The 14289-nt window shown below is 65.3% G+C and carries 15 protein-coding genes; 5 read left to right on the plus strand and 10 right to left on the minus strand.

All coding sequences use genetic code 11. The annotated features are described in order from the left end of the window. Positions 1–801: 801 nt before the first annotated feature. Both EC845_RS00010 and EC845_RS00015 read left to right on the plus strand, forming a co-directional pair. A complete protein-coding gene (locus tag EC845_RS00010; RefSeq protein ID WP_123295307.1) occupies positions 802–2310 on the plus strand; it encodes an MFS transporter in 1509 nt (502 codons plus the stop codon). An 18-nt stretch (positions 2311–2328) separates the two neighbouring features. Continuing rightward, positions 2329–2925 (plus strand): TetR/AcrR family transcriptional regulator, encoded by a 597-nt coding sequence (locus tag EC845_RS00015; RefSeq protein ID WP_123295185.1) that lies wholly within the window; start codon positions 2329–2331, stop codon positions 2923–2925. Positions 2926–2952: 27 nt separating this feature from the next. Here the strand turns inward: EC845_RS00015 and EC845_RS00020 are convergent, their stop codons facing one another. Further along, positions 2953–3909: a LysR family transcriptional regulator gene (locus EC845_RS00020; protein WP_123295186.1), complete on the minus strand. Its 957-nt coding sequence runs from the start codon at positions 3907–3909 to the stop codon at positions 2953–2955. 189 nt (positions 3910–4098) lie between these two features. Between EC845_RS00020 and EC845_RS00025 the strand changes: the two genes are divergently transcribed. From EC845_RS00025 to EC845_RS22225, 3 genes are read left to right on the plus strand one after another with little or no spacing between them, the layout of a single operon-like run. Beyond that, the gene (locus tag EC845_RS00025; protein WP_123295187.1) at positions 4099–4998 is read left to right on the plus strand and encodes an MBL fold metallo-hydrolase; all 900 of its coding nucleotides are present in this window, start codon (positions 4099–4101) and stop codon (positions 4996–4998) included. Positions 4999–5002: 4 nt separating this feature from the next. Continuing rightward, a complete protein-coding gene (locus EC845_RS00030) occupies positions 5003–5392 on the plus strand; it encodes a nuclear transport factor 2 family protein (RefSeq protein ID WP_123295188.1) in 390 nt (129 codons plus the stop codon). A gap of 27 nt (positions 5393–5419) precedes the next feature. After that, complete coding sequence (locus EC845_RS22225) at positions 5420–5686, plus strand: DUF2158 domain-containing protein (RefSeq protein ID WP_233597886.1); 267 nt, start codon at positions 5420–5422, stop codon at positions 5684–5686. Positions 5687–5785: 99 nt separating this feature from the next. Here EC845_RS22225 and EC845_RS00040 read toward each other — a convergent pair whose 3' ends face one another. The 9 genes from EC845_RS00040 to EC845_RS00080 all read right to left on the minus strand — a co-directional run bounded on the left by EC845_RS00040 (position 5786) and on the right by EC845_RS00080 (position 14147). Beyond that, on the minus strand, positions 5786–6952 hold the full coding sequence (locus EC845_RS00040) for a PrpF domain-containing protein (protein ID WP_123295190.1): 1167 nt from the start codon (positions 6950–6952) through the stop codon (positions 5786–5788). Beyond that, positions 6949–8124 (minus strand): ABC transporter ATP-binding protein, encoded by a 1176-nt coding sequence (locus tag EC845_RS00045; protein WP_123295191.1) that lies wholly within the window; start codon positions 8122–8124, stop codon positions 6949–6951. The genes EC845_RS00040 and EC845_RS00045 overlap by 4 nt, the downstream gene beginning before the upstream one ends. 3 nt (positions 8125–8127) lie before the next feature. After that, complete coding sequence (locus tag EC845_RS00050) at positions 8128–8997, minus strand: carbohydrate ABC transporter permease (RefSeq protein ID WP_123295192.1); 870 nt, start codon at positions 8995–8997, stop codon at positions 8128–8130. Next, positions 8990–9889, minus strand: a complete 900-nt coding sequence (locus EC845_RS00055; protein WP_148077198.1) for a carbohydrate ABC transporter permease — start codon at positions 9887–9889, stop codon at positions 8990–8992. Before EC845_RS00055 ends, EC845_RS00050 begins: the two co-directional genes overlap by 8 nt. Beyond that, positions 9886–11133: an ABC transporter substrate-binding protein gene (locus EC845_RS00060; RefSeq protein WP_158615568.1), complete on the minus strand. Its 1248-nt coding sequence runs from the start codon at positions 11131–11133 to the stop codon at positions 9886–9888. Before EC845_RS00060 ends, EC845_RS00055 begins: the two co-directional genes overlap by 4 nt. Before the next feature lie 91 nt (positions 11134–11224). Beyond that, entirely contained in the window at positions 11225–11734 is a 510-nt protein-coding gene (locus EC845_RS00065; protein ID WP_123295195.1) for a nuclear transport factor 2 family protein, read from the minus strand. Further along, complete coding sequence (locus EC845_RS00070; RefSeq protein WP_123295196.1) at positions 11731–12171, minus strand: type II 3-dehydroquinate dehydratase; 441 nt, start codon at positions 12169–12171, stop codon at positions 11731–11733. Before EC845_RS00070 ends, EC845_RS00065 begins: the two co-directional genes overlap by 4 nt. Positions 12172–12209: 38 nt before the next feature. Continuing rightward, a complete protein-coding gene (locus tag EC845_RS00075) occupies positions 12210–13214 on the minus strand; it encodes a tripartite tricarboxylate transporter substrate binding protein (protein ID WP_123295197.1) in 1005 nt (334 codons plus the stop codon). A gap of 72 nt (positions 13215–13286) precedes the next feature. Next, positions 13287–14147 carry a sugar phosphate isomerase/epimerase gene (locus EC845_RS00080; protein ID WP_123295198.1) on the minus strand — a complete coding sequence of 287 codons (861 nt, stop codon included), beginning with the start codon at positions 14145–14147 and terminating at the stop codon, positions 13287–13289. Positions 14148–14289 lie beyond the last annotated feature (142 nt).

A 14289-nucleotide genomic window follows, 5' to 3' on the forward strand; every position in this document is an offset into this window, starting at 1 on the left:
ATAGCCGGCCGGGTGAACGTCGGCTGCCTTGAGCACCATCTTCTGGGCTTGCGCGGTCAGGGGTTGCAGGGCCAGGATGCTGGCCAGTGCACAGGCGCCCATCAGGCTGCGGCGTGTCGATTTCTTCATCCGTGTGTCTCCATTTTTTCAGTAACAAACAAAAAGCCGCCCCCCTCGCAAAGCCAGGGGCTCTGAGCCGCGTCTCCTCGGAATCGTTCGAACGATCCGGCTCCCTCCAAAGGACCCGCGCAGATCGCCAGGGACCGGGCCGAATCCATCCCAATGGACTTCTTCGACAACCCGCTCCGCCCTGGAACGCTCGCTCGGTGTGGCCGTGTTGGCGACAACCGGGCAGCCATGCAGCCTGATCACATGACGGTGAAAGCACCGTATGGGCGTCGAAACCATGAACCGGTATGACAGCCTTACAGATCAGTTGTCGTATATCCTAAAACAACATGGAAACCTTTTTCAACCACGACTTATAGGGGTTTACACCATTTGATACACCTTGACGAGCACGAGTCTCGTTGTAGGTCGACTGATGACTTAATCCCTATTTCTTATTTCGGTCGAATGGCCGGCGGCTGGATTTGGCGATGGGATGAACCCGCCTTCACTTGAAATCCGCAAACTCTCGGCACCCCAGGCCGCCGACGCCAAAGGCATGCAGTCCAAGCCCTGTGCAGAGGGCCAGCCGCCCTCCCGTCATGCATTGCACCGAGGTCGGCATGGGCTTGTAACTTAACATTCTAGAATGTATAGTTACTGCCTTCCTGTTCTTGTTGAGAGATGTTTTTCATGACGGCGACCAAAGACCGGCGCTGGAGCTTGCTTGTGACCGTAGCCGCATCGCTCCTGCTCATCACCCTGGACAATTCCGTGCTTTACACGGCCCTGCCCACCCTGACGCGCGAGCTCGGCGCAAGCGCCACGCAAGGCCTCTGGATCATCAATGCCTATCCCCTGGCCATGGCCGGCCTGCTGCTGGGCGCGGGAACGCTGGGAGACCGCATCGGCCATCGAAAGATGTTTCTGGGCGGGCTGGTGGTCTTTGGCCTGGCGTCGCTGATGGCCGCTTTTGCGCCGGGTGCGGGATGGCTCATCGGTGCGCGCGCCGTACTGGCCGTGGGTGCTGCGGCCATGATGCCGGCGACGCTGGCGCTGATCCGCATCACTTTCACGGACCAACGCGAACGCAACATGGCGATTGCGATCTGGGGCAGCATCTCCATCGTCGGCAGCGCATTGGGGCCGATCGTCGGGGGGCTGCTGCTCAATCACTTCTGGTGGGGATCGGTCTTCCTCATCAACCTGCCGGTCGTGGTGGCCGCCTTCATCAGCGGCCTCGCCGTCACGCCGCACAGCAGGCCGGATACAAGCAGGCCGTGGGATCTGGTGTCTTCCCTGCAGGTGCTGGTCGCCCTGTCCGGTCTGGTGATCGGCATCAAGGAAGTGGCGCATGCGCCCCCCTCATGGACGCTGGCCGGCGGCGCATTCGCCGCGACAGCCTTTGCCGGCACGCTGTTCGTTCGGCGCCAGGCGCGCCTGCCCTACCCGCTGCTCGACTTCTCGATCTTTCGCAATCCGGCCTTCATGGCCGGGGTGCTGGCAGCGGCCTTCGCGATGTTCACCATCAGCGGCATGCAGTTGATCACAACACAGCGTTTCCAGTGGATCGCCGGCTTCGACCCGATGGAGGCCGGCCTGCTGGTCTCGGCCTTGGCCGCAGGGGCGCTGCCCAGTGCGCTGCTGGGCGGCGCCTATCTGCACCGCATGGGGCTTCTGCCGCTCATCGGCGGCGGGCTGTCCGTTGCCACGGTGGGGGTCGTGCTGTCGGCATCGGGCCTGGAAGCGGGCCTGGGCCGGACCGTGGCGGGCCTGGCGCTGACCGGCCTTGGCCTCGGTGCGGCCATCTCGGTGGCCTCGAGCGCCATCGTCGGCAATGCACCCGCCCGCCGTGCAGGCATGGCCTCTTCGGTCGAAGAGGTCTCGTACGAGTTCGGCGGCCTGCTGGCGGTGGCCTTGCTCGGCAGCCTGCTGACGGCGCTGTATGCCTCGGGTATGCAGCTTCCCGCCGGGGCTCCCGAGGCCGCCCGCTCCAGTGTGGCCGAGGCTCTGGCGCTGGCCCGGCTCGATCCGGCCACCGGTCCGGCTCTCGTGCAGGCGGCCTCGGCGGCCTTCGATCGGAGTTATCGAATCGTGATGTATGTCATCGCAGTCGTTCTGGGCATGGGTGCATTGGGCACGGCTATCCTGTTGCGAAAATACGGCCCCGGCTCGTTCAGCTACAGCCACGGCTCACACTGAAATCAAAGGACACCCGACATGCGCCCCAGCAACCGCAGCAAGATTCTCGATGCCGCCGTTCGTGTCATTCACCGCGATGGCGTGACCGGCATCACCTTCGATTCGGTTGCGGCCGAATCCGGTGTGACGCGGGGCGGAATGATGTACCACTTCCCGTCTCGCGAGGCCCTGGTGCAGGCGCTCCATCAGCATCTCGCGGAACAATGGGAAACCAGTCTCGAGCTGAGCGCGGGCAAGCCCAGGCAGGACACCAGCCCGCAAGAACGTGCGGTCGCCTATGCCCGGACATCGGCCCAGAGCGCCACACGCGCCGAACTGCTGTTCCTGCTCGACGCCTCCAACAGCCCCGAACTGGCGGCCCCCTGGGACAGGGTGCTGGATCGATGGGCGCCCCCCGCACCCGAAAGCGTCGACGACCAGGCGGCTCTGTCGCGATTCATCGCGCGCCTCGCAGCCGATGGGCTCTGGATCTACGAATCCCTGTCGAGTCAGCCCTTGCCCGCCGACATCCGGCAGAAGGTGGCGGAGCACCTCGCGCAGGCGCTGCAGGGCGACCCGGCAGATGCGCTCGTGGCGTCCCTGCCCTCGCCCACCACCCAAGCGCCGACCGTGTGAGCCCGTGGCGCGCCGACGCGCCACCCGTCAAGCCACCGTTCCGTCCGCGGCACCGCGTTGCTGCTCGGTCTTCGCCAGCAGATCGACAAAGGCCCGGACTTTGGCCGGACGGAAACGGGCCGCTGGAAACACCGCATGGATACCGCCCGAAGGCAGTTGCCACTGCGGCAGCACGTGGATCAGCCGGCCCGTGGCCAGATCGTCGGCGATCGCAAAATCCGGCAGCACGGATAGCCCGGCCCCCTGGAAGACGGCCTCGCGCACGGCGAGCGTCGCATCCAGGAAAATCGAAGCCTGCAGGTTCACCACCCGGCGTTCGGTGTCGCCGAGCGAGAACGTCCATCGGAGGTGATCGCGCAGGGCGGTGTTGGCGATGAAGGGCATGCCGGCCAGATCTTCCGGGCCGGTGAGCCGTGCCGCCTGCGTAGCCATCGAAGACGAGGCCACGAGCAATTGCCTGAACGTCCCGATCTTGCGCGCCTGCAGGCCGGTCTCGGCCAGCCAGCCGACGCGGATGGCCAGTTCGATGTTGCCCGACATGATGTTCAGCGTCTGATCGCTGAGGACGGCATCGACCTTGCAGCCGGGATAACGCTGCCGAAAGGCCGCGATGACGGGCACGACGACCCCGATGCCGTAGTCGAAGGGGGCGGTCAGCCGCAGGGTGCCGGATGGCTCGGTCGAGCCCTCGGCCAGTTCGTCGAAGGCTTCTTCGGCCTCGCGCAGGATCATGGCGCAGCGCTGGTAGAAGGCCTGCCCGGCTTCGGTGGGCTGCACCTTGCGTGTGGTGCGGACCAGCAACGACGTCTTGAACTCGCTCTCGAGCCGTGCCACCTGCTGGCTGACCACCGCCTTGGTGATGCCGAGGCGTTCGGCAGCGGCCGTGAAAGATCCGGTCTCGACCACGGAAACGAAATACGTCAGGCGCCGGAGGTTGCCCATTTCACCCAGGCTGCGCTCACTTTGAATGTATGTCTTTGGCATACATTGTGTTTATCCGATATGCCTTACAGAGTCAATAGCGGGCCGCTACGATCACGCCACAACGATGGAAGACCGGCATCTCACACACCGAGGCATCCGTTGGATACAGCCGGCATGGCCCTTGAACCCGGTGTCCGGCCACTGCCGGAAAACCCTTGTTCGAGTTTATTCTTCAGAGTGGAAAATCCCATGATCACACGCAGAAACGCGATCAAAACCGTCACCGCCGCAGGTATCGCGACGGCTTACCTCGGAGTGAACAACGCCATGGCTGCCCAGACACGACTGACCTGGAAACACTTCCCAGCCGGCGAGAACGGATTCTTCCGTGCGCCCGTTCTGATTTCCGGCGCACGCGAAGCGGTACTCGTCGACGGCGGTTTCACGCTGCCCGACGGCAAGGCGCTGGCCGAGGCCATCCAGGCCAGTGGCAAGACGCTGACCACGATCTACATCAGCCAGAGCGACCCCGATTACTACTTCAGCCTGGCCCCGATCAAGGCGGCCTTTCCCCGAGCCAAGGTGATTGCAGCATCGGCCACGCTCGCGGCCATCAAGGGCAACGTGGAAAAGAAGCTGGCGACCTGGGGTCCGCAGCTTAAAGAAAACGGTCCGCAAACCCTGTCGGATATCGTGATGCCCGAGGTCTTCGACGGCCAGTCCCTGGTCCTCGAAGGCAAATCCATCGAAATCGCCGGGGTCGACGGACTGGAAAACCGCCGTTACCTGTGGGTGCCTTCGCTCCAGGCCGTCTTCGGCGGCGTGCTGGTGTTTTCCGGCGTGCACGTCTGGACCGCCGACACCCAGGGTGCCGAGGGCCGTGCCGCTTGGGTGAAGGCGCTCGACGCCATGGCCGCGCGGAAGCCGGCCGTGGTGGTTCCCGGCCACATGGCAACGGGTGCAGCCGTGGATTCGACGGCCATCCGCTACACCCGCGACTACCTCGTGGCGTTCGAGGAAGAACTGGCGAAAGCGGCCGACAGTGCGGCGCTGATCGCCGCCATGACCCAGCGTTACCCCGACGCCGGCATGGGCGTGGCGCTGCAGATCGGCGCCAAGGTCGCCAAGGGCGAAATGAAGTGGGGATGAGGCGATGACGACCCCTATCGACATCGTTCGTGCCCACTACGCCGCGTCGGCGCAAGGCCACCTCGACGAGATGATGGCCCACGTGTCGCCGCAGGTGCGCTGGACCGAGATGGCGGGTTTTCCGTGCGCAGGCACCTGGATCGGACCGCAAGCGGTTGTCGACAACGTCTTTGCCGTACTCGGGAGGGATTGGGTCGGCTACCGCTTCGAACTGGAAAGCCTCATCGACGGCGGCATGCATGTGGTCGGCATCGGAAGCTACCAAGGCACCTATCGCGCAACGGGCAAGGCGATGCAGGCCCGGGTGGTGCATGTCTGGACGCTGCAAGACCAACAGATCGTCGCCTTCGAGCAGTTCACCGACACCCACCTCGTCCATCGGGCCATGCGCTGAATGAACGGCGTACGCAGCCGGGATGCGATGGAACACCCACGTCCGAAATCCAAGTATGTGCCCAAGGTCGGGGATGTCGTTCACCTCAAAGGTGGACGTTCCGAGATGACCGTCCTCCACATCCAGGGCGAGGAGATCACTTGCGAGTTCGGCAATCGCACACGACGTGTGTTCGCCGCCTCTCGACTGGTCGCGAGCGGATCAGTGCCGCCGGTCGTTGTCGAGGATGCCGGTCCGTCCAGAAGCCGGCCGGCCTTGAACGACGACGCACCCGACTCGAAGACCCCGCAGTGAAGGCGTTGCGAGGCGCGATGGGGCCGCACGTCGAGGCCCCGCGGTGGGGAGGTCGACGAGATCTGAGCACAGCCCTCTCATCCAACGCCCCTCGAGGCCTCACACGGTGATGTACGCACGGCCATCGAACAGAAGACGTGCGGTGCGGGCCAGACTGGCCTCGAGGACGTGCGGTTGCTCACCGGTGTCGTCGACCTTCGCGCCGACGTCCAGCAGGCCGCCGGGATGGCCGATGCGGAAATCCCGGTCATGCACCGGCATCGCCGGGCCGCACAGGCGATGGACCACCGAGTCTTTCACCTGCGTGGCGACTGCAAGAGCCAGCGCACCCGAGACCGGATGGGCCTTGGAAAACCGGCCGTTGGCGAAAGAGAAGGAACGCAGGTCGTAGCCGGTGTGCAGCACCTTCTCGCCGTTGAGCGTGACGTAGTCGGACGCAGGCGCCAGCAGATAGAGGATGGGATCGGCCGTTGGCCTGGAAGCCGTTTCGTTTCCGGTCTGCTCGATGCGCTGCCGCACGGCCGCGTGCACCTCGGCCAGCCGTCCGAGCAGCACCGTATCGGCGCCGAGCGTATCGACCGTGTGTTCCGCCGCATGGGGAAGCAGATCGACCAATCGCACGAAGGCATGCAGATTCGCGAAGTCGAGCAGCGTGACGTTCAGCGCCAGACCGCCGGTCAGTTGCAAGGTATCCGTGACGCGGCGGGTCGGCAGAACGCCGCGGCCCAGAGCCGAGGCGGCGAAATCCCGAAAATCCAGGTCGATCCGGGCACCTGTGCCCGGCACGCCACCCAGGGCATAGTCGCCGTGCACGGCCGGTTGACCGGAGGCCAGAGGCACGCGCGCAACGACCCGGCGGCCCGTGTTGACCTGATGGATGCGAACGGTCGCCACATCCGCGTCGACACCGGCTGCAGCCAGGCCGCGATTCAGGGCATAGACAGCCGCAGCGGCAGCCAGGTTGCCGCAGTTGCGCTGCCAGTCGACTTCGGCATGGCGGGGATCGACCTGTGCGAAGAGGTAGTCCACATCGCAATCCTCCCGGGTCGAAGCCTCCACGATCGCGATCTTGCTCGTCAACCGATCCGCTCCGCCCAGACCGTCGATCTGCCTCAGATCCGGGCTGCCGAGGACACGCAGAATCCAGGCATCGCGCTCTGCGCCAGGAGGAGGAAGGATGCCCGCGCCGAAGAACACGCCCTTGCTGGTTCCACCGCGCAGCAGACTGCATTCCAGCGCACGCATCGGTCCGATCGGCCGGTTCATGGCGCAAGCCTCTGCTGCGTCTCGGCGTCGAACCAGGACAGCTTGTCGGGTCGAAAACGGATAGCCACGGATCGGCCTGCAGGCAGGCTCTCGCTGCGCGGACCCCGTGCCTGGAACACCTCATCCCGAGGCCCCCTGGCTTCAGGGCCATGCGAAGCCGGTGGCACCAGATGAAAACCCGTCACGGTCTCGGCGCCCAATTGTTCGCTCCATGCCACCCAGCCCCGCAGCGTGTCCTCGCCGGCGTCGGCGGCGTCGCAGGGCGAGAGCAGCAGGTCCTCGCTGCGGATGCCGACGACGATGCGGGCCTGCCCTTGCAACGCCCGAGGGACCGGAAGAGGCAGCACGCCGCCTTGCACGGTGCGCAGCCTGCCCGCCTCGACCGTGCAGGTGAAGAGGTTCATGGGCGGACTGCCCACGAAACGGGCGACGAAGGTGTTGGCAGGCCGATCGTAGATGTCCTGCGGCGTGCCGCACTGTTGCACCACGCCGCGGTCGAGCACGACGATTCGGGTCCCCATGGTCATGGCCTCGACCTGATCGTGCGTCACGTACACAAAGCTCTTTTTCACGCTTCGGTACAGGGCCGAGATCTCGGCGCGCATCTGGGTTCGCAACTGGGCGTCGAGATTCGACAGGGGTTCGTCCAACAGGTAGAGGGCCGGGTCCTTCACCAGCGCGCGAGCCACGGCGACCCGCTGGCGCTGGCCTCCCGACAGCGCTTTCGGATGGCGGTCGAGCAAGGGCGTGAGCCCCATGATCTCGGCCACGCGGGCCACCTCGTCGGCGATGGGCGCGCTGCCGGCCAGCCGGCGACGTTTCCACCAGCCGATCAGAGGCAGGTGATACCAGGCACGAAAGCCGGCCATCACGAGCGGAAAAGCGATGTTCTGCCGCACCGTCATGTGCGGATAGAGTGCATAGGATTGAAAGACGAAGGCCACGTTGCGCTGATCGGCCGGCGTGGCCGTGACGTCGTTGCCGTCGAAAGCCACGCGCCCGCTGGTCGCGTCGGTCAGGCCGGCGAGCACGCGCAGCAACGTGGATTTGCCACAGCCCGAGGGGCCGAGCAGGACCAGGAACTCGCGATCGGCGATCTCCAGATCGAGGTCGCGCAAGACCGGTTGAGAACCGAAAGACTTGGAGATCTTCTGCAGTGAGATTGCCGGCATGCCCTACCCTTTCACCGAACCGCTGACACCGCCGCCCACGATGGCGCGCTGCGTCAGGACAAAAAACACCAGTGCCGGCAGGGCAAAGGCCAGCGCCGAGCCCATCACCAGATTCAAAGGCGTCACGAACTCGCCGATGAAGGACGCCAGCCCTTTGGTCGCCGGCCACAGCGTCTCGTCGACGATGAAGAGGTTGGCGAACAGGAACTCGTTCCAGCCATCGAAGAACGTCACGATGGCGGCTGCAGCCAGTGCCGGCCGCACCATCGGGACCACCACGTAGAGCAGCACGGACAAGGTGCTGCAGCCATCCAGCCGAGCCTGTTCCTCGACCTCGGCGGGCAAGGCATCCATCGCGTTCTTGAGGATCCAGACGGCCACCGGCATGGCGAAGGCGACGTTGGCCACGACCAGACCGGTGCGCTGGTTCAGCAAGCCCAGCATCAGGAAGATGACATAGAGGGGGATCACCAGCAGCGCCTCGGGCAGCATCTGCGTCGCGAACAGCACGTATCCGAAAAGCCCGCGCCCACGGAACCGGTAGCGCGACAGCGCGTAGGCCGCCGGCACGGCCAGCAGCAGACTGCAGGCGGCCGTGCCGAAAGCGATGAATGCGCTGTTCGCCAGCCAGACGCCCATCGGTGTGCTCGACAACACTTCGCGCAACAAGCCGGGCAGCGCCTGCGGGGCAGGCAGCCACGGCGGATTCGTGCCGAACATCTCGCGCATGCCATGGGTGGCCGACACCAGCATCCAGTACAGGGGAAATGCGGCCAGGACGGTGAGCACCGCGCCGATGCCCAGGCGCAGCAGCGTCCAGGGGCCGATGCGAAGCCGGGTCGGCCGTGGAATGAGGGAAAGCAGACTAGGCATGGGTGGAATCGCGTTGCCGCGTGACATGGAAGTACACCAGCGTGACCAGGGTGGAAAAGACCAGACCGACGACGCCCAGCGCCGCACCCCGGCCGATCTCGCCCTGGATGAACGAGGCGCGGTAGACGTCGACGACCAGGGTATTGGTGGCCTCCAGCGGGCCGCCTTCGGTCAGCAGCCAGATCACTTCGAAGCGGCGGAAAGCCCAGATGGTCAGCAGCAGCGCCACCACACCCACGGCAGGCGCGATGTGCGGCCACGTGACGGCGGCAAAGGTGTTGGGGGCGTCCGCCCGGTCGAGTCTTGCCGCCTCGTAAAGGTCTTCGGGAATGGACTGCAGCGCCGCCAGCACCACCAGCATCACGAAGGGGAAGGTCTTCCAGGCAGAAACGGCGATGACGGCCGCCAGTGCCCAGTCCGGATCGGTCAACCAGCCGTGCGCCGTGCCGCCCATCGTCTGGACGACCCGGTTGAGCACCCCGGTTTCCTGGTTGAAGATCCAGGTGAAGGCCAGGGCCGCCGCTACCGAAGGCATGGCCCAGGGCAGAATCAGGACGACACGTCCCACCGAACGGCCGGGAAACCGCCCATGCACCGCCAGTGCGCTCGCGACCCCGGCCGCCAGGGCCAGGCCGACGGTGAGCACGGTGTAGACGACGGTGATGCGCAGCGCCGCGAGCATTCTCGTATCCGCCATCATCTGGGCGTAGTTCGCCAGGCCGACGAACTGATTCCGGTAGATGTTCAACAGCCGCGCATCGGTGAGGCTCAGGTAGAACTCGTAGAGCATCGGCCCGACCACCAGACACAGCAGGTAGAAGGCCGCGGCGGCCACCAGCACGTAAGGCGCGCGCCGGGATGACCGCAACCCGGCCGCGGATATCGCGCTCACTTGCGAACGGCCTGCTCGGCTCGGGTCTGCGCGCGGCCCAGGGCCTGGGCGACGTCCTCGTTGCCCAGCAGCACCTTGGCGAACTCGGACACGATGATGCTGCGGATCTGCGGCGTCTTCTCTTCGAAGTCCACGATGACCGCCGTGCGGGCCTGGGGTGCCTGCTTGAAGTACTGACTGGCCCAGGGATTGCCGGCCAGAAACGCCGCCGGCGGCGGCACCTGGGTCGTCCCGACGACGCTGCCTCCCAAGGCCTCCTGCAGACGCTGCTGCACCTGCGGCGTGAACAGCCACTTCAGATACTGCTTGGCCTCGGCCTTGTTCTTGCCGTGGGCGTTGATGGCGATGTAGCTGCTGCTGCCACGCACCGCGTCCAGCGGGAACGGCGGCCGGCCGATGCCGATGTCTTGCGCGCCGATGGCCGCATCCTTGGACGACAGGATGGACTGCACATTGGAGCTGGACTCGATCAGCATGCCGATCTTGCCCTGTGCGAACCGCGTGCGAAGGGTCGAGAAGTCGTCGCCCACCGCCACGCCCCCGCCGGCCTGCAGTTTCTTGAAGTCGGCAAGAGCCTGCACATTGGCGGGTGCGTCGATGGTCAGCTTGCCGTCCTTCGACCAGACCCCGCCGTAGCCGATGGTCCAGGTCGAAATCGCGTTCCACAACTGCTCTTCGTTGTTTGTCTGGTTGCGCTCGCCGTAACCCGGCACGCCGGCCTTCTCGCGCACGGCCTGCGAAGCGGCGAGCAGTCCCGCGAAATCACGGGGCGGCTGCACGCCGGCCTGTGCGAGCAACGTGCGATTCCAGACCAGCGCGAACGTGACCGTATCGAAATTGAGCGCATAACGCTTGCCATCGACCCGGGCCAGATCGTTGACTTCGGCCAGGCGTCCGCGCAGGCCTTCGTCGACCACGTCGTCGAGGGGCTCGAGCACCCCTGCGCGTGCGAAGTTGGCGAGATCCACATCGTTGAGCAGCAGCAGATCGGGGCCGCTGCGGGCGCCCAATTGCGTCGAGATGGTCTTGATGTAGCTGCTGTAGGGATAGGCCACCTTCTTCAGGCCGACGTCCGGCTGCGTCTGCTCGTAGCCGGCCAGGACCTGCCAGATCTGGTCGCCACGACCCGCCTGCAGAAACTGCCAGGCCGAGAGCGACAGGGTCTTGGCCGGTTCGGCCGCAGCCAGAGTCGCGATGCCACTCATTGCCAGGCCTGCGGCCCAGCGTTTCCAGAAATTGCGCATGTGATGATGTCGAATGAAAAACAAGCCATAAAAACCGGCAGCCCGTGCGAGGCCTGCCCCGCATGGAGACCGGCGACCCCGCAGGGCGGCTTCAGCCGATGCCCGGTGCGGGCGGCACGTGGGGCTCGATGGCATCGGCGTTGTATTGCCAGAGCGCCTGGTGGATGCGGCGGCCGATCTTCCATTCGCCGTCGTGAAGCACCAGTTCATCGCGATAACGCAGGCCCCGCACGAACACCACCTTCTGCCCATCCACGGGCACGTGAACCATGCGCGCGATGGCAAAGACATCGACCTGGGCCGAATCCCCCTCGACCGTGATCGCCGGGTTGCTGCCCTGATGCAGACTGGCCTCGAAGCGGCCGATCAGGCGTGCCAGCGTGGTGCCGATGGCTTCGGCACCCTCGAACACGATGCGCCTGCCGCCGCCGGTATTGGCTTCGTAATAGGCATCCGGCGTGAAGCATGCACTCAAGGCCTGCGCATCGCGCGCATCCAGGCCGTAGAAGTAGCGCTCCACCACGGCACGGATCTCGGAGTGGGCGAGCCACCGGGCAATCTTTTCGTCACGCGTGGGCGTGGGCCGGTTGTCCTGGCTCATGGCAACGGCTCGTCGAGCAGCCGGCGTATGCCTTCCAGCGCCAGCAGGTAGGAGTGAGGACCGAAGCCGGCGACATAGGCCCGCGAGACTTCGGCCGTGGCCGACTTCGTTCCGCGGCCGGCCGAGTTGCGCAGGTGGACTTCGATGTAGGGCAGCTGGGTGTCGCGTATGCAGTCACGCAGGGCAAAACCGCTGTAGACGAAACCGGCCGGATTCATGATCAAGCCGTCGTAGCCCGCATCGACCGCTTCGTAGATGCGCTCGATCGCCTCGCCCTCGATGTGCGTATAGAAGATGTCCACGCCATAACCGATCCGGTCGGCGTATTGCCGGATCAGCTCGTCGAGCTCTGCGGCTGTGGTCAGCCCGTAGAGTTCGGGCGAGCGCTTGCCCAGCCGTGACATGTTCGCGCCCTGCACGACCAATATGCGTTTCATGTTCAATCACCTCTTGATAAAACGGTTGCGATGCCGGGTCATGCGCCCTGGCTCAGTCCGGTCGCCTGGACACCCTGACGGAACTGCCGGTTCTCGGCCTTGAGGAACTCGGCATAGGCCTGCGGCGTGGAGCCCACGGGCTGCAGGCCTGCCTGGTGAAAACGCGCCTGCACATCGGGCAGCTTCATGATGTCGCCGACCTCGCGCGCCAGCGCAGCCGTGATCGCCGCCGGCGTGCCCTTGGGCGCGGCCAGGCCGAGCGACGCCTTGATGTCCAGGTCGGACACCCCCAGTTCGCTCAGGCCGACGGCATCGGGCAACAGCGAGAACCGTTCGGGCGAGGCCACCAGCAAAGGCTTGAGCGTGCCGGCCTTGACGAAGGGCAGGATGTTGCCGACATCGTTGATGGCCAGCGGGATCTGGTTGGCGACCACGGCCGCGATCGATGCGGCACCGCCCTGGTAGGGCACATAGGTCAGATCGAGACCGAGCTTGAGCTTGACGAGCTCGATGGCGAGGTTTCCCACGCCGCCCTGCCCGGTTCCGCCATAGAAGTACCGGCCCGGCGCCTGTCGCGTGAGCGCGATCAGGTCCTTGACCGACTGGGCCGGAAAATCCTTGTGCGCCACCAGCACCATGGGCGCCACCGCCACCAGGCTGACCGGCTCGATGTCGGTGAACAGATCGAGGCTGGGTTTGTCCTGCTGAGCCAGCGTCAGCGTCACGCTCGCGGTCGTCAGGACGATGGTGTAGCCGTCGGCTGCACTCCGGCTGACGGCCGCCACGCCGATGGTGCCGCCGGCCCCGGGCCGGTTCTGCACGACCACCGGCTGATTCCAGCGCTGCGCAAGCTTGTCGGCCACCGTGCGGCCGATGTAGTCGCCGCTGCCGCCGGCCGGATAAGGCACGATCAGCGTGATCGGGCGTTGCGGATAGCGGCCTTGCGGCTCGACCGCACCGACCACCGAAGGCGCCAATGCCAGACCGGCGCTGCCGGCTACGCCGGCCAGCAGACGGCGACGCGTCAATGTGACGTGACTCATGAGTATCCCTTGTGTAGTGAATGGGGTCGGGCGGCGCCGAACGACGTGGCGGCCCTGAACCGTGTGGCGCGCTCAGCCCTGCGGACGGGCGAGCTTCTTGAGGTAATCGATGTCGCCCAGGCGCTGAGCGATGGAACGGGGCTCGCCGCGTCCCCCCATGTAGGGGCCGATCTCGCCGATGTAGCCGGACGTGCGCTTGGGCACGCCCCAGATGTTCTCGCTGGTGGCAAAGCCGCTGTAGCCGCGTTTGCCGAGCAGATCGAACACCTCCTGCCACGGCACCAGGCCGGTCGCCAGGTCGGCCCACTGCCAGCGCCATCGGTTCTGGTCGTCGCGCCACCATTCGGTGTTGCGCACATGGACATGCTGCAGCCACGGCCCCAGCAGATCCAGGTTCAACGCCCAGTCCTCGCGGCCTTCCACACACAGATTGGAGGCGTCGAGGATGACGCCGACCGCAGCCGGGTCGAAGTGGCGAACGATCTGCCGCGCCCCCTGGGCACTCGCGTGAATCGTGCCGAAGTGCGTTTCGATCAGACCGGCCACCCCCGCGCTCTGGAGCAACGGCAATGCACGCGCAATCTGCTCCAGTGCCCGCTCGTGCACACGTTCGTAGCTTTCCGTGCGGTCGTAGACAAAACCCGCCAGCCGCACCTTGGGGCAGCCGAGAATCCGCGCCGCCTCCAGCAGTTGCTCGATCGCGCCCAGCTCGGTCCACTGCAGATAGGACGCCAGGCATGGCACACGCAATCCGTGGGCATCGGCCAGTTCACGCAGCTGCGGTGCCTGGACCAGGATCTCGGACGGACGGATGTGATAGTCGGGATGGACACGCCATTCGATGCCGTCGTACCCCGCCGCAGCGATACGCGCGGCGATGTCCGGCAGGTCGGTCAGTTCGGGAAGCAGAGTGGTCGAAAATCCGAGATACATATTCAATGAAAAAATATACTTTTTGCATTGTTAGGTTCTCGCGACCTCGCAACAACGAAGCTTTTGGAGCATTCATATGTGCCGGGAGGCACCGAGGTTCAGCCGCACGCTTGTCGGCCTCTGACGTCACGTCAACTTTTGT

The organism is Comamonas sp. BIGb0124 (genome assembly GCF_003752175.1).
Lineage (GTDB): Bacteria > Pseudomonadota > Gammaproteobacteria > Burkholderiales > Burkholderiaceae_C > Comamonas_F.